The 22,320-nt window shown below is 43.7% G+C and carries 20 protein-coding genes; 19 read left to right on the forward strand and 1 reads right to left on the reverse strand.

Annotated elements, in window-relative coordinates; genetic code table 11:
- The first annotated feature begins 140 nt into the window (after nt 1–140).
- From E1163_RS15200 to E1163_RS15290, 19 genes are all read left to right on the forward strand, one after another.
- Nucleotides 141–668 (forward strand): hypothetical protein, encoded by a 528-nt coding sequence (locus E1163_RS15200; protein WP_155173301.1) that lies wholly within the window; start codon nt 141–143, stop codon nt 666–668.
- A 661-nt stretch (nt 669–1,329) separates the two neighbouring features.
- Nucleotides 1,330–2,133, forward strand: a complete 804-nt coding sequence (locus E1163_RS15205) for a sensor histidine kinase (RefSeq protein ID WP_155173303.1) — start codon at nt 1,330–1,332, stop codon at nt 2,131–2,133.
- On the forward strand, nt 2,117–2,767 hold the full coding sequence (locus E1163_RS15210; protein ID WP_155173305.1) for a response regulator transcription factor: 651 nt from the start codon (nt 2,117–2,119) through the stop codon (nt 2,765–2,767). The genes E1163_RS15205 and E1163_RS15210 overlap by 17 nt, the downstream gene beginning before the upstream one ends.
- Before the next feature lie 71 nt (nt 2,768–2,838).
- Nucleotides 2,839–3,786, forward strand: a complete 948-nt coding sequence (locus E1163_RS15215) for a hypothetical protein (protein WP_155173307.1) — start codon at nt 2,839–2,841, stop codon at nt 3,784–3,786.
- A 647-nt stretch (nt 3,787–4,433) separates the two neighbouring features.
- On the forward strand, nt 4,434–8,378 hold the full coding sequence (locus E1163_RS15220; protein WP_155173309.1) for an N-6 DNA methylase: 3,945 nt from the start codon (nt 4,434–4,436) through the stop codon (nt 8,376–8,378).
- 20 nt (nt 8,379–8,398) lie between these two features.
- Complete coding sequence (locus E1163_RS15225; protein ID WP_155173310.1) at nt 8,399–8,797, forward strand: hypothetical protein; 399 nt, start codon at nt 8,399–8,401, stop codon at nt 8,795–8,797.
- Nucleotides 8,798–8,801: 4 nt separating this feature from the next.
- Nucleotides 8,802–13,058 (forward strand): strawberry notch C-terminal domain-containing protein, encoded by a 4,257-nt coding sequence (locus E1163_RS15230; protein ID WP_155173311.1) that lies wholly within the window; start codon nt 8,802–8,804, stop codon nt 13,056–13,058.
- Nucleotides 13,055–14,008 (forward strand): AAA family ATPase, encoded by a 954-nt coding sequence (locus E1163_RS15235; RefSeq protein ID WP_155173312.1) that lies wholly within the window; start codon nt 13,055–13,057, stop codon nt 14,006–14,008. The genes E1163_RS15230 and E1163_RS15235 overlap by 4 nt, the downstream gene beginning before the upstream one ends.
- Entirely contained in the window at nt 14,008–15,024 is a 1,017-nt protein-coding gene (locus E1163_RS15240; protein ID WP_155173313.1) for a DUF7192 family protein, read from the forward strand. The genes E1163_RS15235 and E1163_RS15240 overlap by 1 nt, the downstream gene beginning before the upstream one ends.
- Nucleotides 15,011–15,352 carry a hypothetical protein gene (locus E1163_RS15245; protein ID WP_155173314.1) on the forward strand — a complete coding sequence of 114 codons (342 nt, stop codon included), beginning with the start codon at nt 15,011–15,013 and terminating at the stop codon, nt 15,350–15,352. The genes E1163_RS15240 and E1163_RS15245 overlap by 14 nt, the downstream gene beginning before the upstream one ends.
- Nucleotides 15,331–15,657 carry a hypothetical protein gene (locus E1163_RS15250; RefSeq protein ID WP_155173315.1) on the forward strand — a complete coding sequence of 109 codons (327 nt, stop codon included), beginning with the start codon at nt 15,331–15,333 and terminating at the stop codon, nt 15,655–15,657. The genes E1163_RS15245 and E1163_RS15250 overlap by 22 nt, the downstream gene beginning before the upstream one ends.
- 28 nt (nt 15,658–15,685) lie before the next feature.
- The gene (locus E1163_RS15255) at nt 15,686–17,164 is read left to right on the forward strand and encodes a hypothetical protein (protein ID WP_155173316.1); all 1,479 of its coding nucleotides are present in this window, start codon (nt 15,686–15,688) and stop codon (nt 17,162–17,164) included.
- A 3-nt stretch (nt 17,165–17,167) separates the two neighbouring features.
- Entirely contained in the window at nt 17,168–17,626 is a 459-nt protein-coding gene (locus tag E1163_RS15260) for a hypothetical protein (protein WP_155173317.1), read from the forward strand.
- A 4-nt stretch (nt 17,627–17,630) separates the two neighbouring features.
- Nucleotides 17,631–17,825, forward strand: a complete 195-nt coding sequence (locus E1163_RS15265) for a hypothetical protein (RefSeq protein ID WP_155173318.1) — start codon at nt 17,631–17,633, stop codon at nt 17,823–17,825.
- Between the two features lie 108 nt (nt 17,826–17,933).
- Entirely contained in the window at nt 17,934–18,407 is a 474-nt protein-coding gene (locus E1163_RS15270; RefSeq protein WP_221418009.1) for a helix-turn-helix domain-containing protein, read from the forward strand.
- Nucleotides 18,408–18,409: 2 nt separating this feature from the next.
- Complete coding sequence (locus tag E1163_RS15275; RefSeq protein WP_155173319.1) at nt 18,410–19,207, forward strand: hypothetical protein; 798 nt, start codon at nt 18,410–18,412, stop codon at nt 19,205–19,207.
- The gene (locus E1163_RS15280) at nt 19,194–20,147 is read left to right on the forward strand and encodes a zonular occludens toxin domain-containing protein (protein ID WP_155173320.1); all 954 of its coding nucleotides are present in this window, start codon (nt 19,194–19,196) and stop codon (nt 20,145–20,147) included. The genes E1163_RS15275 and E1163_RS15280 overlap by 14 nt, the downstream gene beginning before the upstream one ends.
- A gap of 314 nt (nt 20,148–20,461) precedes the next feature.
- The gene (locus tag E1163_RS15285) at nt 20,462–20,620 is read left to right on the forward strand and encodes a hypothetical protein (protein ID WP_155173321.1); all 159 of its coding nucleotides are present in this window, start codon (nt 20,462–20,464) and stop codon (nt 20,618–20,620) included.
- Between the two features lie 146 nt (nt 20,621–20,766).
- Nucleotides 20,767–22,050 (forward strand): tetratricopeptide repeat protein, encoded by a 1,284-nt coding sequence (locus E1163_RS15290; RefSeq protein WP_155173322.1) that lies wholly within the window; start codon nt 20,767–20,769, stop codon nt 22,048–22,050.
- A gap of 8 nt (nt 22,051–22,058) precedes the next feature.
- Here the strand turns inward: E1163_RS15290 and E1163_RS30585 are convergent.
- Nucleotides 22,059–22,320, reverse strand: a 262-nt coding sequence (locus E1163_RS30585) for a hypothetical protein (protein WP_185156099.1), incomplete at its 5' end; no start/stop codon positions are given.

Genomic DNA, 22,320 nt, shown 5'->3' on the forward strand with positions numbered 1-22,320 from the left:
CTTTCAGAGGAGAAGTCCTGAAACTTAAATAGGAAAAAGCCTGAGAATGGCTAGAATTATCCTGTTTCGGGTGTTGTTGCTATTTTATTGTTATTTCTCGGCTTATCTTGATGAAATGTTACACTAAAACCACCTTTATTATGAAAAGTAAAAGCAACAACGCGACATTAAAACCGGAAAGCCGTTGTATTACAAGAGACATGGCAAATAGAATAATTGGAACCTTCTGTCACATGAAGGGGCGAGTGAAGAGGGAGTATGACGAAACCCAACTCGATGACAGTAAGCCGACATGTGATATCCGCGACGAGATACCAAGCAATAATTCGTATAAAAGCCTTTTTGCTGACCAGAAAGATTTTAATGCATTCGTATTTGAGAGGGAACATATCGACCGGTTCTTCTGTGAGGGAGCAACTCATTTAATGATTTTTTTAGGAGCTCACCCCGAAAAAGGTGATTTAGGAAAACCTGGGTCATTCACGGTGGTAGCGGCTGGTTGTACGATAGGTGGAACAACTACAAACAGAGAGACTGGCGAAGAAGAAACAATATACACATCTCTGGATATTGACGAACCAGCTACGCAATACCCTCCAAAGATGGGGAGGTCAAACCTGGACAGTAAACATGCCACTGGAATGATCTTTTTTGTGAAGAATAAATAGTATATTCATGTATCCAAGACATCATCAATAAAATATCCATTTGGAGCATCCTGCTACCGGCCGTGGCGGGATGCTTCTTTTACACCAGGCTCTCAGGCAAATCCAGGCTGATATTGTTTTTGGTTTTAGCAGCGTGTATTCCTCAACTAGCAAGGGCTTTTTTAGGGAGAATCCCTGCTCTTAATGTTTTTTACAATGTTAATATCGGAGTGGAGCTTTTGATTCTGTACTTCTTTTTTAGAATAAGTTATAGTTCAGCCAGAAAGCAACAAATCTTCAAAATATTAAGTGTGCTCTGTCTGTTGTTTGGAGTAACCTCTATTAGTTATTGGGGTATTGATAGGAAGTTCCTGACCGAATGGCTCTGTTTTAATAATCTTGTTTACACTGCTTGGATATTACTGAGCCTGTTGGATATTTATGAGAATGATGATCGTTTGATAAATACTAAAAGATCATTTTTACTCTTTCTACTGGGGTTATTTCTCTATACCTCGTGTACTATGCTGATCTTTGGGTTGTGGCATTACATCATGGCTAACAGCGACAGTCTTCTTAAAAATCTATGGATTATACATGATGTATTCAACACCATTATGTATCTGGTTTTCCTTATTGGCTTTTACAGTGACTATAGGCGGCAGGCAAAAACAATTCAACCATGAAAGAATTTCCTATATCGGATATAGTTGTAGCCATTACCGCTGGTTCACTATTATTTTTTCTCCTATGCGCCTTTATTGTCGCTTTTACACTTGTATTTGTAAGAAAGCGCCAACAGTACAAAATTGAAAAGCAGCAGATCAAAGATCAATTCTCCAATAACCTGCTTGAGGCACAGCTTGAAATACGTGAGCAGACGCTGAAACACATTGGATATGAGTTACACGACAATTTTGGACAGATAGCCAGTTTAATTAAGATTAACCTGAATATTATAGATCTAAGTTCAAGAGAGAAGGCTGAAGAAAAGCTCGATGAGACCAGAAATTTGATCAGGAAGCTAATATCAGATATTAAAGGGCTTAGTGTTTCATTGAATAGCGATCAGGTGGTTAATACAGGATTGATAGAAGGTTTAAAACAGGAAATGGAACGTATTAAAAAGCTTGGGCTGTACGAGGTTAGGTTTGAGAGTAATACAAGAAATGTTTCACTTGATCCCGACAAAACAATTATTCTGTTTCGCATGTCCCAGGAAATACTGAATAATACACTCAAACATAGCGGTGCAACCTGCTTATCCGTTGATGTTGCTCTATCTAACAATTTTCTTAAATTAACTTTTAAAGACAACGGTGTTGGCTTTAGTATAGATGAAGCCATTAAACGCGGAGGGTCCGGCCCCACGAACCTGAAGACACGTGCTACATTGATACATGCAGACCTTCAGATAAAAAGCAAGGTCAATACAGGAACTGAAATAATAATTAACGCACCTCTGACCAATGAATCAGACAATTAAACTTGCCCTCGTAGATGACCACAAACTGTTTCGTGGCGGTCTCCGCAGTTTGATCGAATCTATTTCCGACAGATATGTTGTTGCCTTTGAAGCTGACAATGGCTTGGATCTCCAGCAAAAACTGGACTCTCAAAATCCTCCCGATATTATATTGATAGACGTGAACATGCCGGAAATGAACGGTTTTGAGACAGTGGAATGGCTTTCGCAACACTTTCCTAACATTCGTATTTTGGTTTTGAGCATGATCGAAAAAGAGGAAACAGTGGTAAAAATGCTCAAGCTGGGGGTTAAAGGTTATCTATGCAAAGATGCCGAACCTAGTGAATTTAAAGAGGCGTTGTCTTCGGTTTACTCCAAAGGTTATTACTATACCGATTTTGTTACGGGAAAGTTGATTCATTCCTTAAAAAATGACGGTGTGCAAAGCGACTTTTACGACATTAATGAAAGAGAAAGAGAGTTCCTCAAGCTCGCCTGCTCAGAAATGACCTATAATCAGATTGCAGATCAAATGTGTCTCAGCCCTAAGACAATTGATGGCTATAGAATGTCACTTTTTGAGAAGTTTAACATAAAAAGCAGAGTTGGGCTTGTCTTGTGGGCTATCAAAAACGGGTTGATTGAATATTGATACTGCTGAGGTGTATATTGCCTGTAAAGTGTTACACTTGTCTATTACTCGTGCTTTATTAATTAAATTAAATGGACTATATAAAAGAAATATCATCGAACAGACAGCTACTTCATAAGCTTATAGACAATTCCTTTACTAAAAGTACTATTCGAGTTCATAAGAGATGCAGTTCGCTCGGAAATAACGTGCAAGAACCAGATTTTATTGCCGATTTGTGTATCAATTGGGCATCCGAATTAATGTCAATTCTTAAACTTGTATTAACCTCGAAGTTTCAGGTTAGTTTGACAAGTGTATTTTGCCACCAAAAACCTTTAGCTGATTTTGGACAAAAACCAAGACCAGAATTGGGGGATTTATTGTTAGTGTTCAAATTCGCCGACAAAAAAAAGCTGACAACAATAAATTCACTCCTATTACAAGCCAAAATGTCGTCTTCTCCACAAATTCATGTTCCAGCAGGAGACACACAACTACACCTATATGAAAAATGGCCAAAATATAAATATGCAAGGGCCGCACACTTAAATGGTTGTTCGCGAGATATTTTCCCCAAGACAACAACTCAAGGAGCAAAATATCTTCTGATAGATCCGTCTTCTATTTTTACTTTAGAACAATATGGGACTTTTACATATGGGTGTGCCATGACAAATTCCTTACTCACTTTAAATTCGGATTTAGCAAGTGAAATCATTTCCTTTCTTCAGTTTATAAATGGTAGGAACATTGATAACAACGGGAATATTACTGAAGATTGGTCACAAATGATTTGGGATTTACTCTCAATTACAAAAGGTAAAATGACTCGAAGAAAAAACATGGGAATTGGAAACTTTCCGCGGCAAGCTACATCAAACTTCGATGGATGCTACTTCATAAATATTGACCAATTAAACAGCTCATACTATTCTGACATCATAGATGAATTAGGCGGAGATTATACTAATGGCAATTTAAATGAAGATGATGGAGGAGTTTCAACCGTTTTTATCGAAATAAATGAAAATGAATAAGTGAATATAGCATAATAGTATTTGGGTTCTTGCCCAAGAGAGATATGCAATGAACTGAGTGCATATCGAAGGTAAATCTATAACCGAGTCATATAGTCCTAATGTCATGTACTGACAAGAACCGGAGCAACATCAACAGATGACTCCTTAAATCTTATGCCCAAAGACCCCATAAATTTTGAAGTCAAACAGTTAGACCTCATTTTTTATAGCTAAGACCCGGTTTTTTGTTTGTTAAAGACAGCGTTGAACCGGGACGTTCAGCGTACATAAAGCTCCTGAAACATCATAAAACCAACATAGCCCAAAATTTTTTCAAAAAATAATTGAACCGGGCGGTTATCAAAAATGCCTGTTTTTTGAACATTGCGGCGGCTGAAAAAAGCCTTTTGTACCCTGGTACAATTTTGTACCAATGATCTGTCAAACCCGTTTCCTACATTTACAAAAGATCATTGAAACGAAGGTTCTTTTGGTGCACGGCTATTCATTTTAAAGAAGGATACCCACCCCTGAGATAACAGTGCTTTAAAGAGCAGCACATTAACAAAAGCGCATTCGGATCAGGTCTAGGAAATTTCCAAGGATTGTAGATACTGCCTTTAAAGAGGCCAAGGTTAATTTTTTAACAAAAACTCTTTAAGCCTATGAAGGCAGTGACTGTAGAAGTAGTTATTAACAAGTCTGGCCGTAAGCTGGAATTACGGTTTTCGGAATCTCCCGGAGAGGATATCCAAAAGCAACTCCGGGAGCGTGGTTTCGCCTCTGATGGCGACAACATATGGAAGGCGACCAATACACGTGAAAGGCGCGCCTTTGCTGATACGCTGAAAGCTTCCATTGAAGGGGTGAAAGAATTAGTACTCTCCCTGCCTTTTCAGCCGTCAAGTGGGAATATAGACCTCAAGAACTTCAGCTTCATTACCTTTTATTCTGAAAGAGAAGATGGCAACCTTCAACTCGAAGACTTCATCATTTTTGAACCTTCTAAACCAAAAGCCCAGGCTATTGTCAACGAATTTGGACACAGACACTATGGGCAGCGGTTCAAAAAAGTCGAAATCTTCCCCAGGAACTACCAGCGTGATGCCAGGAAGCTGCTAGCCGACGGAAAGGTGATCACCAAACTTCCTGGAAGTCCCATAACAGAGGAACCAAAGATCAAAACCCCTGCCAAGGAACCGGAAGTAACAAAGGAAAACCTGACCAACGAACATGGTATTTACACCCGTGAAACAGCCGGAGAGCGGTACGAACGCATAAAAATTCCTATCCCAAGTTCGGCAAAATATGAAGCCTCGATAGAACTGGTAGAAACTGAAACGGGTGAATATGCTATTGGTCTTACCCACTCCAAACTTTTCGGTAATCAAAGCTCAAAGGGCTTTGCTCCGGGTATGGTCACAGACCGTTACCCGGATCGCCAGACAGCCATGCGGCTTGCGCTCATGGTACATATTGAACGGCTGGAAGAGCAGATCGGTAAAGAGGACAGCATACTGGATAATGAAGCTTTGAAGAACAAACGGCTTCAAAAAGCCATTGAAGCTATTTATGCCTATGCCAGATCCGTTAATATTGATCTGCCGGAACCGGCAGGCGAAAACATTACTGAACCAGATAATCAGGTTAAGGAGATCGAAGAAACAGTTTCCAGCGAGCAATATGACCAGGCAGCCAACTACCTGGACACATTGCTCAGGCAGATACGGGAAGGACAACACCACCAGCTTCTGCCTTTTGCGGTAGTGACCGCAAAGAAGCGGGAGCTGAAAAAGCCAATGGCCTTGCGGGGATGGGAGGATTTTTCAAAGGTCATAACGGCCAAATCATTCAGGGACGAGTTGAAAGTCAACCTTTGGGATCTAATTCCCACAGCCTATAAGAAAGAACAGGCCATACAAAGCATTGACTGGAAAGCCGACCCTGATGATGAGGGCTTGAAAAAGCTGCTTGTAAAATTTACTTCCGAAAGCGATACCCGTAAAGAGATGATGGGTGTTTTCTTCGATAAAGATGGCATTGTAGCCACCGATTCAAGGAAACTGCTATTTATCCATCACATTTCAGATGAAAGCAAAGGCCTGTTTTGTATTACCAAGAAATGCTGGCATGCCCTGGCTATAGCCAATGAACCTGCCCGTTTTGAGGAAATTGAAAAAGAGCGTGCCGAAGCTTTCAGAAAGAGTGTCAACTATCCCGATTACAAGGAAGTCATTCCAAAGGATTTTATGAATGCCACTGTCGTGGATGCGCATGTCCTGCTCAATTACCTTTCTGCATTAAAGAAGTCAGGGATGTGGTATGCCAAAGGGGTAACCATTATTAAATGCCGTGACCTTATTATCGGGTTCGATATGAATTTCCTGTATGAGTGCGTGGCTTCAATGGCCAGGCTCGGCCATGCACAGTTGGAATTTGGGATCAATGGCGTTGACAAGCTTCTCCTTATTGCTCCGCAGGGCGGGCTGAAAGAAGCGCAGGGGCTGAAAACGGATTTCGCCTTTGTTATGCCTTATTTATTGGACAGCATCATCAAAGACGATGATGCAAAAGGGTTTCTGTACTTCGATCTGGAAGCCGGTGAAGCCAAAACCTTTGGTGTTGAAGGCGCTCCATGCCCTTGTGAGGTAAAAGAGGTTAAAAAGGAGGAACCGGAGGGCACTGGTAAAGAAGCTAAAACGGAGCTGCCGGAAAAGCCAGGAAAGGAAACAGAGCAGGAAGAGCTGCCACCAAATGCCTTTCTTGGTGAAAACCCGGTAACTGACAGGCAGTATGCTTGGGAAATGACAAGGCTCCAGTTTCAGGAGATCATGGCAATTCGTAAGACGGGAAGCCCAATGGTGTTAAATGCCCGTGATGGACAGATACATGAGGCGCTGGTGATATGGGCAGCGCAAAACGGGAAACCCATTGCACCTGCCAACCTGGAGACCTATCCCGATGTCGCTGCGTTCCTGCAATCAATTCCGGTTCCTGAAGAAAAGGAGGAAGAGAAACTGCCGGAAGCTGACGTTATTGAACGGTTAAACCAACTTTCTTCGGAGATTGAACCTCACGATAAGAAAATCCTTGAACGGATATTACAGGCTCCAATAACATTGGATAACGTTCCCCCGGAGGCTTTACAAGCTTACCCGGAACTACAGGCCTTACTAAAACGACAGGGTTTTTTTATCGACACGCCTTATATAGAATACGGCTGGGATACCATCGCCTTTGAGAATAAGGAAGTCTTTAAAGAATTGCTCAACCTTATAGGCTTTGACGGTATCACTGCCGTAGGTCAGTACCCTCGAATCCAGCAACTCCCGGTTGCAGGATATTTATGGACTGGCAACTACGTCAGGCTGCTTACCGCTTCAAATCCGCTAGACCCAAAGATGGATGGCTACGCTTCTTTTGTCGCCATCCGTGGACCTAAAGAATATCTTGAGCCGGCAGTCAGGTTCATCGAAGAGCAAAGTGGCTATAAAAGGGAGGAGAACAAATACATTGGCTTTGACATGTACTTTACCCGTCCGGAAATCCCTCTTCCGGGTACTGAAACTCCTTCACGTTTCTATCTTCTGGATCAGGTCATTGCCCACATGCACGAAATGTATGCGGAAGGAAGGCGGGCAACCAAAGGGCAGATCGAAAAGCTGGCCGGTGAGCTGAAGGTGCCGAATATGGGCGTGATGTGGGAAGCTGTGGAGCTGAGCTGGCTGCTCTGGTACAGGATGCTGTACAGGCAGACCACACCATTTGGGGCAAGGCTGGGAGAAATGATCCGCTTCTGGAACAATGTCCAGCCCACATATGCCTATTCGGACAGCAGTAAGGAACTGTACAGACAGTATAGTACTCCCTGCCCCATCGGAGCCATCGTCGCACAATATACGGAAATGGATCAGGCAAAAGACATCTATGAACCCAGCGCGGGAAATGGCCTGCTCCTGGTAGGTGCCGAACCTGACAAATGCCACGTTAACGAGATTGATGCCACCCGGCTGGAATCACTGCGGTACCAACGTTTTCGAACTATCGAATCTGAGAACGCGGCAGAGCCTCCCATCTTTTACATGCATAAGCGCTTCGATGTAGTAGTTACCAATCCCCCGTTTGCGAAATGGGAAGACAATAAATACGATAAGCGGGAGATCATCCGCAGGTATTTCCATAACCAGGTAGGACTGGCTTCCAACATCCGGCTTGAACACATGATGGCGGGCCTGGCGCTGCACTGCATGAGGGACAGCGGCAAAGCAGCCATCATTATCATGGGGCATATCTACTTCGGAAGTGACGGATACATTGCAAAATACAGGCCTTTCTTCAACTGGCTTTATCGTCATTACAAAGTGGATGACGTGATCAACATGAACAGCTTCAAACTTTATAACAAGCAGGGAGCCATTGAAAAGACCATGCTGATCCTTATCGGGGGGAGGAAAGCAAAACCGGAGGGTGTTTCCCCTCGAAAAGAGCAGGCGCCCCACTTGGAAAATATGGTGGACAGCTTTGAAGAATTATGGGAAAGGGTAAGCCGCCATACCGGCTATACCCTGGATACCATTGTCACACAACTCAAAATAACATTAGGAAAATGATCTTTATCAACAACCAATTAATGAAAAGTGAACGCCAGCTCCGGCTGTATATGGTCATTAACCCGGTGCCCTTCAATAGTTTCGAAGACCATGAGGCGGCACTGTTTATTCACCTGCATGAACTGGTAGAACAGTCCATTGAACAGGGGGAAGACCCACGGGCCATGATCGAAGACTATTTGGGGATCACCTGCCCGGCAGGTGAGTCACCAGAAGATATAGCAGCCTTCCTTACAGGTACCTGGGCAATGGAAAAAGCCATGTGGGATCTGAGGGACAATTGGGCTAACCTTGACCCCTCATTGCCGGAAGATTCCATCATGTATGGAGGCCTTGCCAGGGAAGATGCCCTTTCGATCTTCCAGGAGGTCACATTAAAAAGTTACCTCGAATCCCTTTCCACCATTTTAGATAGCTGAAAATATGGAAGAAGAAAACCAAGATATCGTCCTTACAGAAGAAGCATCCCCACTTTCAGTGGAAGAAGCCGCTGCCCTTGCTTCCAGCCAGACGGCATTGGTAGAGTATGTGCCGAAGTCACAGGCACCATACCGGATGAATACCCTTATTCCCAGGAACATGGCCTTTGAAGTACAGAAGGCGTTGAGCCGGATCGTAAAAAGAGAGGGCAATATTGACAATTATGTCCGTAACCACCTCAAATATACCAGTACGGAAGAGCTGTGGAAAGGCCTTGGGGCGGAGCAGGTGGATGCAGTAGCCATGTACCTGACCCAGTTTGATAAAGAGCAGGGCGTTATAATCGCCGACCAGACCGGCATAGGAAAAGGAAGACAGGCCGCTGCTGTGATCCGCCATGCCATCATGAACGGCTATCTCCCGGTTTTCTTTACCCGAAAACCCGATCTTTTTACAGACATGTACCGGGATTTGAAAAGCATTGGCTTTGCGGGCATACACCCTTTTATCATCAACACCGATACCGATGCACGCATCAAAGATTCAGACGGCCACGTGGTATTTTCACCATTAAGCCAGAAGCACCAGTATGAACTGCTGAACCATGAAAGGACAGTGCCAACAGAAAGTCCGGCTTCCATCCAATATCATAAAAGGATCAACAAGCCACTCCCAGACCCCGAGAAATACCCTACGGTAACGCTGGTAGAACCTATTGACTACCTGCCCTCTGACTATGACTGTATTTTCTGTACCTACTCCCAAGTGCAGGCAGCGCAACCCTATAAAAGGATGTGGCTCTCAGAGCTGGTAGCCCGTGGCGTAGAAGGTAGCAAAAAACACAAAAAAGTAGTTTTTATCCTCGATGAATCGCATATGGCGGGTGGTTTTGACTCTATTGTCGGCACCTGGATGCGTAAAGTCCTGCCCAAAACAAAAGCCTGCTGCTTTTTGAGCGCCACTTTTGCCAAATACCCGGAGGTGATGCCATTTTACTCAAAAAAGACCGCCATCCAGGAGGCCAACATGAGCGACTTTGATTTTGTCAGCTCTATGCAGCGTGGCGGGCTGGCCTTGCAGGAGATCGTGGCCTCCAACCTTGCCGAATCAGGGCAGCTTATCCGCAGGCAGCGGTCAGGGGAAGGTATCCGGGTGGAATACAAGGTACTTGACCAGGAGCCTGAGCGAAGTAAGAACCGGGCAAGCGTTGACAGGATCACCAGACTGATGAACCAGGTCGTAGAGTTTGAGGAACGCTATATTGTTCCGGTGCTCAATGAGATACATGAAGACGCCCGCAAGGCCGGGGAGTATATGGATGTCAAGCCTAAGAGCTTAGGCGTAAAACAGGCGCCTTATTTTTCAAGGGTATTCAACATCATTGACCAGATGCTCTTTTCGCTCAAAGTTGAAGAAGTAGCCAAAGAAACCCTGCGGCTTCTCAATGAAAATAAAAAAGTGGTCATCGCTTTTAAAAGCACAATGGGTTCATTTCTAAAAGACCTGAACCTGGTGAGCGGGGATATTATCCATCCTGAACAGATGGACTTTACCAGAACGCTCACTAAGGGATTGGAATCCATCTTCCATTACAGCTACACTTCAATTGATGGCAAAAAGGAACGAAGAAGGGTATTCCTGGAAGACATTCCCCGGATTGGCCAGGAAATGTACCACCAGATCAAAGAGGCCATGATGGCAGAAAGCACCGGCCTTACCATATCTCCAATAGATAAGCTCATGCACATTATCCAAGGCAGTCAGAAATCATCTGCCCTGGGAGGCCACAACGGGGATACCTTCAGGGTAGCCGAAGTGACCGGAAGAAACCAGCGCATCCGTTTCGAAAACGGTGAAGCCATTATAGAAGCTTTCAGGTCGGACACGGAAAAAGCTTTCCGCCTCTTTAATCGCGGGGACTATGATGTACTGCTCATTAATCAGAGCGGCAGTACCGGCTCTTCGGCACATGCTTCATCAGATTATAAGGATCAGCGGGTACGTACTATGATCATTCATCAGTTCGAGTTGGACATCAACACTGAAGTACAGAAGCGGGGAAGAATCAACAGGACGGGTCAGGTAGTGCTGCCAGAGTACTATTATGTTACCAGCGACATACCAACCGAAAAACGGTTAATGACCATGCTGAAAGGGAAGTTGAAGTCCCTCGATGCCAATACCACAGGATCACAGAAAACCAATGACGACACCCTGAAAAGCCCCGATTTCTTTAACAAGTATGGAGATGCCGTAGCCTGGGAATGGGTGAATGAAAATCAGGAGCTGGTGGAAAAGATGGGCTGGCCTACCTACCACCGGGTGCTGGGCAAGTATGGAGAAGTAACTTTCGTCCGGAATGAAGGTAAAGACGGTTCCATCAAGCAGGTTACCGGGCGTGCCGGGTTGCTCAGTGTTGAGGAGCAGGACAAGCTTTATAATGATCTGCTTAACCGTTACGATCACCGGATACGATGGGAAAAAGAACGGGGCACCTATGACCTGGAGACAGAGTTTTTAAAGCTGGACGCCAAAGTTGAAAAGAAGTACCTCTTCCAGAAAGGAAAAGGTGGTAATACCCCCTTTGGCAAACACACGGTCAGGGAAGTCTGTATTGTCAATAACCTTCGCAAACCCCTGACCAGGGATGAAGTGGACAAGCTCATCGCCCGTCACCTGGACGGCAAACGGCCTAAACAGGCACAGACCGAGCTGATCAATGAAGTGCGGGAGCAACATGAGAAGACCCTGGAGGAACGAAGGCTGAAACGGCTGGTAGTCATTGAGAAACTGCAAAAGGAATATGACGAACTTCCGGCAACAGGTGGTGATGATGATGATGACCAAAAGCTTGAACGCCAGAAAGCAAGGCTGAAAGCCATGATCGGTGAAAAGAACAAGTCGCTGGATGCATACCTGGAAGACCTGGAGAAAACCCGTGATACCATTATGGAGGCTATTGGTTTATGGGAGATCGGCCAGGTGGTAAAGATCCCAATCCGGGGAAGTTTTGGACATAGTTTGGGAATATTCAGTGGCATTAGTATCGACCGCAGCAAGGATAATCCCTATACACCAGGCAATGTAAGCTTCCTTTTTGCGGTAACAGACTTTAGGGCCCTGCTGGAGTACAACCTGGTACCTGCATCACTTAATGACATCAAAAGTATCTATGCCGAAAGCAAGAATATCTCTGATGAAGACATCGCAACGGTTACTGAGCGATGGAACGAGGTGATCAAATCAGCTTCCCAGGCACGCGAAAGAAGGCATATCCTTACCGAAAATCTTGTGGCCGCTTCCTCCATGATCGGGCCGGGAAACAGGCTGATCAAGTACAATACCACAGAGGGACTGATCCGGAACGGGGTGTTTATGGCTCCCGGAATAGGGCCTCAAACTGATATCAGTAGTGTACTGCCCATATCTGACGCTTATGAAAGGATTAGGGAATTTCATGAAGGTCAAAGCTTCTGGGATGCTCAAGAGCGTATCAGGCTGACAAAGATAAGCGGGAATTACTTTCAGGTATTTATCCAAAAGAAAGGCAACTTCCAGCTCCACACCGATGAAAAGCTTCGGCAGTTGATTAAACGGGCGGACGGCCAAAGCGAAGACGAACTGCCCGACTTTGTCCAGAATGCCGGGGAAATGACAGCAGCCCTTCACCTGGACAACCTTGAAGCATTTTTAAAGCAACTCGATGAACATGGGATCAAATACCAGGGTGAAGCTCGTGAGCTGGAAGACTGGGAGATAGAGAATGAAGAGGATTGGAAAAAGAAAACCGCCCGCCCTGATGGTGTCTATACCTATAAGCTTATGCGTCCTTATGGACAGGGTAGCAATCCGGCGGGTGGTTTCCTGGAATACAAAGAACCCTCGCCCCATTACCCGTTTGGCCTCGTGCTCTACAGCCGTCCCCTACTGGACAAGGAAAAATACAACTACTCACTGATACCGGTATTTGAGTCGGCCAGCGAACCTTACCGGCAATGGAAAGCGGCAACCGAGGCAACCCCATTTTACAAGGAAGTTTTGAAAGTGGTAAGTGAAGCCAAAAAACAGGATATGGAAGAAGTGATACTGACGCTGGGCCACCTGGTCATGAACAATGCACATGAAGACGGAAATCCCGAATTTGTGTGGGGTGACTTTAGTGCATATGACTTGGGGATGGTGGCATACGAAGACCTGATTAAACCCATTTCACCACTTGATGAACTGATCATGCAGTTAAAAATAGAATTGGAACAATGAGAAAAGAACCGAAAATTGATATTCCTGAAGCAGAGCAAATCCCACAGTTCATGAAGGTACTGGATGATTTGAGTTGCGGAAATAATGTGTTCCTGGTAGGCAGTGCAGGTACCGGAAAGACCACGCTCGCAGAAAAAGTAGCCTTCTCCCTGTTTGGAAGGGCTGAGAATGATGGTAAAGAACTCCCCTTTGTTGTGATCAACTGTAACCAGTGGACATCCCCTATTGATTTGAAAGGCGGCCAGACTATTGAAGGCTATAAAGAGGGCGGTTTGATCGAAGCCTGGAGGGATGGAAAAATCCTGATCCTGGACGAAATGCCCAAGCTGGATGCCAACACCGCGGGGATACTCAATGACGCATTAGCCAAAAGCGCACAAGAAAATGCAATCATCTTCAACGGCAAAAACGAGCCGGTGAGAAAGCACACCATGTTTGGTTGTGTGGCTACAGGAAACGTGATCGGGAAAGGAATCAGCGGCAACTATGTGGGCAACAACAAACAGGATGCTTCACTATTGGATCGCTTTAGCGGATGTATTTACAAGGTAGGCTTTAATGAAACGCTGGAAAGGCAGCTTGTCTATCCTGCCGTAGCGGAGATATGCATCAGGATCAGAAATGCCATTCTTCGCTATGAAGGTAAGGAAGCCGGTGACGATGATACGGAAGACATCATGACCCTGCGAACAATGCTTAATATGCAACGGGCTTATGAACTGGAGATGAAACGGGAGTTGGGTATGAAGGATGGAACAGGAGCATTTTATAAAAAGATGCCAAACGGGAAAACCTTTAGAGACGCTTTGGAAAGTTACATGAGCACCATGAACAAGGACAAAGCGCTGCACATCAGCGAAGAGGTAAACCTTGAAGGCTTCTATAACAGCTATAAAGGTACAGTGATGAGAGAGGGTTTCATCCGGGAGTATAAACGAAGGAACGGGTAATGCTGAACCCAAGGAAACATACGGTCAGTTCGGCAGGTGATAAATATAACTACCTGCTCTTCGACTGCGCGGGCGATTTTCATGATTTCGTGGATCATCAAACACGCGAGCTTTCCCCTGCCAACAAAGCCAGGTGGAAAGAGACAAACGTTTATACCAGGGAGCGGCTTGAGAAAGGCTCGACCTGGTATGGTGATCCACCCCCGGCAGACCTTAATGAGTTGAATGCGCATGATACCTTTTCTGGCTTGCATTTAGTGAAACAGATCAAGCCAAAGATCAAGGCATACCTGTACAAATACCTGAACCATCTCGAAGCTGAAGAGATGCCCAAACCCCGGATCGCTTATAATGACCGGGGAATTGGGGTGTTTTCATTTGATCGTGCGGCTATGAACTTACAGAGGCTGGAAAAAGTCAGCCTGTCAACCCCACTGGACAAAACCGCAAGTCAGCTCAATATAGAGTTGGGAAGAACGAAAATAATTACAACCGTTAAAAAGGCCTATGCGTGGTTTGAGCACCGGGAGAGTTCGCTACCCGCCATCAGGCTTTACCTGGTGGCCGGGGCCAATGCCGATATAGAAGGGAATAATATCCTGTATACAGGCCTGGGGTGCTGTGAACTGGCAGAGTTCATGGAGCTAAGAGGGGTGCCAGTCGAGGTTAACATACTTATTGAAACCAGCTTCCAGGCTCAAACCGTTGTCGCTTGTGTACGAGTCAAGCGGTTTCAGGATAAGGTTGACCTCAACCAGCTCCTGCTAATAAGTTCTGATCCAAAATACTACCGCTACCGTGGATTTAAAGCGCTTATAGCAATGGCCAATTACTTTGACCTTTTTATTCCTGAAGGTCTGGGTTCTACGCTACCTGACATTGGAAAGGGTTTTGTCAACGCCCTGGGAACTAAAGGTTTTGTTTTTGAGCAAAGCTACTCGCTTGAGGCAGCAGCCAGGGAAGTAAAACAGATCATAGACATCTATAACCTGACAAGAAAAAATGGAAAAGGTTAAAACACAAATCATCAATGCCATCATGGACAAAGCCCATGAGCGCACAAAAGCGTGTGGCAAAACCTGTAGGGATTTCAGGGTCATGACTTCACCCAAACGGAAAAATACTTTGATTCTGCGGTGGACGAGCATCAATATTGATGATCCCGACCGCCCGGTGCAATGCTACCATTACGAATGCTTTCACATGGATGGTATCCCGCATGATTGCTCGATACATTACGCTGACCAGGCGGAAGCCAATGAATTTTTTGAAGGATTGAAAACCCTTTACCAGCAAACATTTTCAAACGACCATAGAATAATATGTACATCCTCGAAAAAGTAAAGCCCGCTGACCTGTCAAGGATACAGGTCAAAAAGCAGGACAAGATCATAGAGCTGACCGGAAGCAGGTTTGATCCGGCCAAAGCTTTTGAAGTGATCAAAAAAGAAACCAAGGATTTTAAAGAACAGAATGAAAAGGCAAAAGAAGCCGATGCCCTGTTCGCTGAACTGCTGAAGCAAAACGGCATCAAAGTCCAACCCCATCAAGGCGGAGAGAAAGCCGAACAGAACCGTGTAAGGATCAGGGAACAGGAACGGGCAAGGGCAATACAGATTTTAGAACTTGAAATGCAGTTGGCTGCATAACACAAAGATGGCAAAAATACAGGATTTAATGGATTTGGACTTTAGTAAGTTCGACCAGCAAGCGGGAAAAGCTTTAATAGAGGCTATTCGAAGCCTGATTGAGGACTACCACAACGAAGAAGATAAGGCATTCTTTGAGAAAACAGCGGCAGACAACATCAATAAGCTCTACGAGCTGGCAAAAAGACATGCCCCGGATGCTGTGAAGGGCACCAAAAGCATTGTCAAAGAGAAGCCTGATGGTGACCTGCGAAGGTTTGTCAATGGTGTCATTCAAAGGCTTACCGTTTTAGGAGAACAGGTTCCTGATGGTGACCTGGAGGGGATCATGTTTAACACGGCTTCTGACCTTCAAAAAGCTTTGGATATCCAGGATGATCAGGCGATGATAAAAGCAGCAAAAGAAGCAGTTCAGCCGTACCTGCATTGGGAAAAGACAATAGAGAGGAATCAGGAGCTTCGTTTTGGACATGTGTACGAGGATGAAAAGCAGCCTCGCAGGCATGCGGCTGAAGTAGTCGATGAATTACTGGATAAACTTGGGGAGGGAAAAGAAGAAGTCAAGAAGTCCAGGAGGAAAAAAAACAGTCACAGAGGGGAAGAAAAGTCAAAGCTAAATAAGCAGTTGATCCGGGAGGTGATCCTGAAACTGAATGCGCTTTTGGAGAAAAAACTACCTGCGGAATTACAGGCAATCCTCGAAACCACAACAATGGACTTGGGGGAAGCGATGGATCTCGAAGGCAAAGCTATTGAAAAGCAGGTGTCAGAAGCTGTGGAGAGCTTTCGAAAGTGGATACCTGAACTCATTGATACGCGCGATTCGAGGAGGGCTGTTACGGCCATAAATATGCTTGTAAATGCTCTTGGAGACGACCTTTTTGAATTGACTAAAGACGAGGAAAAGCGGCATGAAAAATCAAAAAAGATCATGGAGGAGCTTCAGGAGGTCGAAAAGGACATTGAGCAATGTCGTGCCGTGATCAGGGAGCATAACAAGAAAAAAAGAGAGTCAGAAGGGCCAAAGCCGAAAAAGACAAGGTACATGCAGCTTCGTGAGCGTCTGCTTTCTATTGCTAACCTCATCCCAGACAAGCTTAAAGAGAATTTAGAGGTACAGCAGGAGACAGAAGCGGTTTTGCTCAGTACTCACAGCAAGCTGATCAAGGTATGGGGCATGAACAAGCTGAAAGCAAAGCTAGGAGAAAAAGCCATCAAGGAAAGGTTTGACGCTATGGAAGAGAAGATAGAGAAAGAGGAAAGGAAAAAGATCGCTGAACAATGGAAAAAAGACCTGCCTTCCATTGAAAAGGTGCTGCCGATTGTGGGTAAAGATAAACAGACCATCAAAGAAGCGGCTATTGACGTGATCAATAACCTGAAACAGGCAATAGTCTTCTACGAGGAAGACCCTGCCAAAGCGGCAAAATACCTGAAAAGCCACTTTGAACCTCACTTCATTGAAAAGCACCTGCCAAAATATGTAAGAGAAGCCTTAAAACTATAACCGATGAAAACGAAAATAAATCAAAATTACCTGCACCAGGAGTTCATGGCCACAAATCACATGGGGTTGGATTCTTTTTCCGAAGGCCTGCAAAAGAAGATCACCATTTTCGGGATCATGCTCCCCGGCCTTCAGGACACCATTGAAGAAGATGCCAAAGTCCTTCGAAAGAAACTGGATGCCCTGGATAAAGAGATTTACGGGGATATGCTGGAAGAATATGAGGAATACCTGGAGAATAATGAGGTGGCAGACATAGAGGAAAAGTCTATCAAAAGCCTGGCTGACCCCGATATTATAGAGCAGTTGTGGAAAATGGGTAGAAAAAAGTCCCTGCGCAGATCCACACTCAGGGATATGGGATTTAAGGGTGACCTATCAAAAGGCTCACTCAAGGTGGGCAGCTACCGGCTGGAGAGGACAGGTATATTCGTTCATTCCTATGACATCATAAAGGGGTAACAGCATGAAGAAAGCCAAGAGTCACAGTTACCAGGTCACGATTTTTTACGCTACTCCTACAGGAAGGCCCTCTCACAAAAGCTACAAAGTGGAAGCCGAAGATGAGAAGGAAGCGGACTCAAAAGCACGGAAAAAGTTTCGTGCACAAAAGAAAGGTAAAGGCTACCGCATTAACGGGGGTGATGTTTATCGCCTTTAAATGGAAAAGTGCTGTAATAAACCGCTAAAACATATAAATCGGGAGATAAATATTAAAAAAGTGCTTTAAAAGCACAAACAGAGATAACAGACAGACGTAATTGATAAAATGATGAACGATACATATTCAGTAAGTCCGGGTTTTTCCTCTTACATGCTCCTTCAAAAAAGCCTGGACAAAGTATTGGGGAAAATTGGTGTTGACAATACCATTGAGCTGTTGGAGAGCTTTATTGATAACAGCTCGATGGAAACCCACGATATGGAGAAAACAACGCTGATCACCCAATACATCATTACCTGTAGTATAGCTGTTTTTAATCTTGACCGGGAGCAGTTTTATTCCAGCACGGTACGGGAGTATCGTGAAGCCCGCATGGTCACTTACTACCTGCTCCGTAAATATACGGAAGGTAGTTTTAGAAAGATCGGAGAGCTTTTTAACCAGAAGAAAAGGAACATCATTTACTTTTGCCGAAAATGTGCCGATATGCTGTCCATACCCCAGTATAACGAGACATTTAATGAGCGTTATATTACCATTGAAAAGCAAACCATTGCATTCATTTCAAAACTAAACTAATCATGTCAGACATAGCAGATGAAGTAAAAAATGTCCTCAGCCAGGACTTTAGGGACATTGTGTTTGAAGAAATAGCCGATGAGTACCAAAGTCCTCTTAACCAGCCGGTGAAAGAAAAAGACATCGCCCGGATTGAGGCGGAAAAGCCACCACTGGATGATCAGGAAGAAGCAGGGTCTTATCATGATGATGAAGAAACCGCTGAAGCGCCCTTTTCACTAGATGCCCCGGAGCAGGAGATCAACGAAGAGTATGATGATATGCAGTTTGACGGGGCGGAAACCGAAGAGTTTGAACTGCCGACATCACACGCCCGTCAAGTGGCTGATACCTTCTTAGGTATTGCTGATAATGTGATGGAAGTCGGTGGCGGTTTCTTTATCAAGATCAAAAAGCACAAGGAGTTCTATGAGTTCGATGAGATCATCCAAGTCATTGAAGAGCAGAACACCAGGAACGTTAAAAGGCTCAGACTGGATGATGAAGATAAAGCGCTGCTCAGGCCGCTGCTCGTGGCCATTTTAAAGAAAAAGGCGACAAAGCTCACCCCTGAACAGCAATTGTTGGGAGCTGTTCTTTCCATTCTTATAAAGAAAGGCCAGGCTGTTATGGAAATCCGCATGGAAAATGAAATCCTGGTAGAGCGTATTCTGGATATTATGAGGGAAGAAAGGGGTGCGGGTGCTGCAACGCAAAATAAAGACGATGATTTGGATGATGAGCAGATCAATGAAGAAAGTTCAAAGGATCAAATTGAAACACCGGTATTAGAAGTTGCTGAAGACGATGATAACAATTAAGGAAAAGGAAAAAGCAGGTAAGGGGAACAAAGGAGGTAAAGCCGTAGCCTCCGGTGCAGAAGAGCTGGAGCGTCAACCGGCTATATTTTTAGTGTGTGGCGAGACCGGTGTGGGCAAGACCTATCGCAATAAACTGGAGATCCTGAATTATATGAAGGACAATCTGGAAACCGGTAAAAAAGGCCGTAAAGCACTGGCTTTTGACACCAATGATGATGACTATCAGTATGTCACTGTCAGCCCTGACCACCTGAAGGCTATGAACAATGTACAGGCCAGGCGTATCCGTCCTTTTAATCCGGACGGAAGCCCGATGGATGATGATCAGAAGAAAGAGGTGGTAGCGAAGATCCTAAAGCACTTTCGTAACGGCCTCATTATTTTGGACGACATCGACCATTATATGTCCGGTGGACGGGGTCAGGCCATGATCGGGGCTTTGTGTACTATCAGGCACAAAGGCATTGATATCCTGCTCACCCATCAGTCCATTGCCAAGATCACCACTACTGAATGGCAAAACTGCTTCTGGCTCAGGCTCCACCATCAGGTCGATGATGTTACCCGTTATCGAGAGAGGATACCCAAGTACTATTTGGTACGGATCGCCCAGCTTATCGTGGATGAACAATACAACCTGGCTTCCGATGCCTTCGCCCAGGGAATGATTGACGAGGTGGAGTTTAAAAAGCGGAAGAGCTTCTTTATCTATGTTAACATTAGAAATCAAAAGATCAGGGGTTGTAGCCGGGCAGCTTTTATCAGGGCAGCAAAGAAGTACATCGACCAGGAAGAAAGCCGTAAGATTAAAATGATGCTACTCGAAAGGGATTTTGATGATAAACCTGTCTACAAGACTAGGAATGATGCCATTGTAAAGCTTATAAGCGATTATTTGAGGTACCATGAAACCAACACGTCAAGCCCGTTTCAGGGATAAGCTGCGCATTATTGATCATTTGGGGGAGCCGTGACAATTGCTAAGAAAGAAAATCAAGGAAACTCAGTGATATCTGTGTAATATAATCAACATATTTTAAACGAATAAGTGTTTTTACCCACTGTTTAACTTATTAAGGTACTAGTATTTTTTTCAGTTTCCCTCAACAAAATAACAGTTTAAGGAACTATAATTTCTCAAACCTTTGCTTACTCTTCCTTTTCATTACAAAGGTAACGGAAACCATTATTTCTGTTTTTATTGGCCTCTTTTTATGTCGTAATTCATGCCTCACGACAAATAAACAATAAATTATGAAAAAGTTAACTTTTGTGCTGGCTATTGGTTTCGGAGGCTTAGTTTTTACGGCCTGTTCAGATGAGTTAGAAGAAGTAACACCAGATTTTCCTGATAATCAGGAACAACTAATGACTGGTGAAGAAGATTCTCCTGATATTCCACCTAGAGGTTAGAGTGAAATATTATTGCCTCGAAAAACTGTTCTCTTGCAACTTATCCATCAGGTGTAAGGAAACACTTTATATTACACTTTTGAAACTTCTGCTTTTTTGAATTATTGCTGTATTTTGCTGACACAAATCAGTAAATATAGTGAAAAATGAAATATTTAATATCATTAGCCTTATCACTTTGTTTTATTTCCACTAAAGGCTCAGATATTGATAGTCTTCTAAATAAGTTAAAAACCACCCCGGATGGGGAGGAAAAAATTGAATTGCTTTATAAGCTAAGTAAGGGAATATACAATTCTGATTTGGAAAGGGCATATGAATATGCCATTCAACAGAAGGAGTTGTCAGTTAAGTTAGATAAGCAGTTATGGCTAGCTAAGGCTCATGGACTTTTAGGTTTCTTGGCGAAACAGGGAAAATCTCCAGGTGACGCAATTCCTCATTACGTGAAAGCCATTGAAATATTTAAGAACCTAAATGAGTACCTGTACCTAGCTGACAATTACTATAATCTTGCCAACATATTTCTTTTGGCAGAAGATTATACTAATGCTCAAAAATACTATGAGAAAGCTTATGAACTATTTTCTAAGGAAGGAGATGAGAGCTATTTTGCCTGGATAAATTTAAATCTGGGTAAATGCTATGCTGCTAAGGGAATGCATGAATTAGCAATTGGTAAATATGATACAGCACTATTACAAACGAAAGATGCATATACTATAAACCTGTTATACAACAGGATCGGAATTTCATATTTTGATCAAAAAAAATATGAGCAGGCCAGGAACAGCTATCTTCAATCAATTTCCGTTGAGGGATTATCTGATAAGAAGAGGAAGGAGGTGATAGCTTTTAATAACATAGGGGAGACATATTTACAGGAGGGAGATTATGATAAAGCAGAAGATTATTTTAGAAATTCGTTAAGCTTAATCAATTACGTTTCTGATGCGGACAACAAATTGACCTGTTTAACACTACTGAATTTTGGGCAGTTATTCTTGGCAACAGAACAGCTTGACAGCGCTGAAATGTACCTAAAAACGATGGCTAATAAGGCAGATGAAAGTACTATTAATCGAGACCTCTTAAAAGCCCTTCATTTATTAAATAGAGTGCATAATATAAATGCAGAGAAGTTGATTTTTCCGGACGGTAAGGAAATGCTACTTTTCGAGAATCTTTATAACGCTCAGCTTACGTTACTAGACGATTTAAACAAGAAACTAATTGTTTTGAATAATCAATACATGCTACAGGTTAATTATGAGGTTCCACTTTTAAAAGAACAGGTAGATCAATTGGTTACTTCACTGGAGGCTAATAAGATATATTTGGGTATTACCATATTACTGGCCTTGGCTATTATTATTCCTTTTAGTGTTGTTAGATGGAGATACTATCGGATAAAAAAGGTACTAAGCTAACAAATTGCCTAAATCCGCATAATCTCTTTAACAGCTTTTACTTGGACTGTTAATTTCTCATACGAAGTTGAAAGGGAGATGAGTTTTGCTAACATACTTCTACTTAATTCTTCAAGTTGATCGAGAGCTTCATCTTTTCTGTTTTGTTTGACCATTGCTTGTACTTGACGTAGACTTTCCTCGTATCTATTTAGTTCACTGCTTGTTATAGGCTGATCAGTTTCCTCTTCATTACTTTCATATAGATTGTTAACGTTTACCTCAAGTATA

Source organism: Fulvivirga kasyanovii, assembly GCF_009711405.1.
GTDB lineage: Bacteria > Bacteroidota > Bacteroidia > Cytophagales > Cyclobacteriaceae > Fulvivirga > Fulvivirga kasyanovii.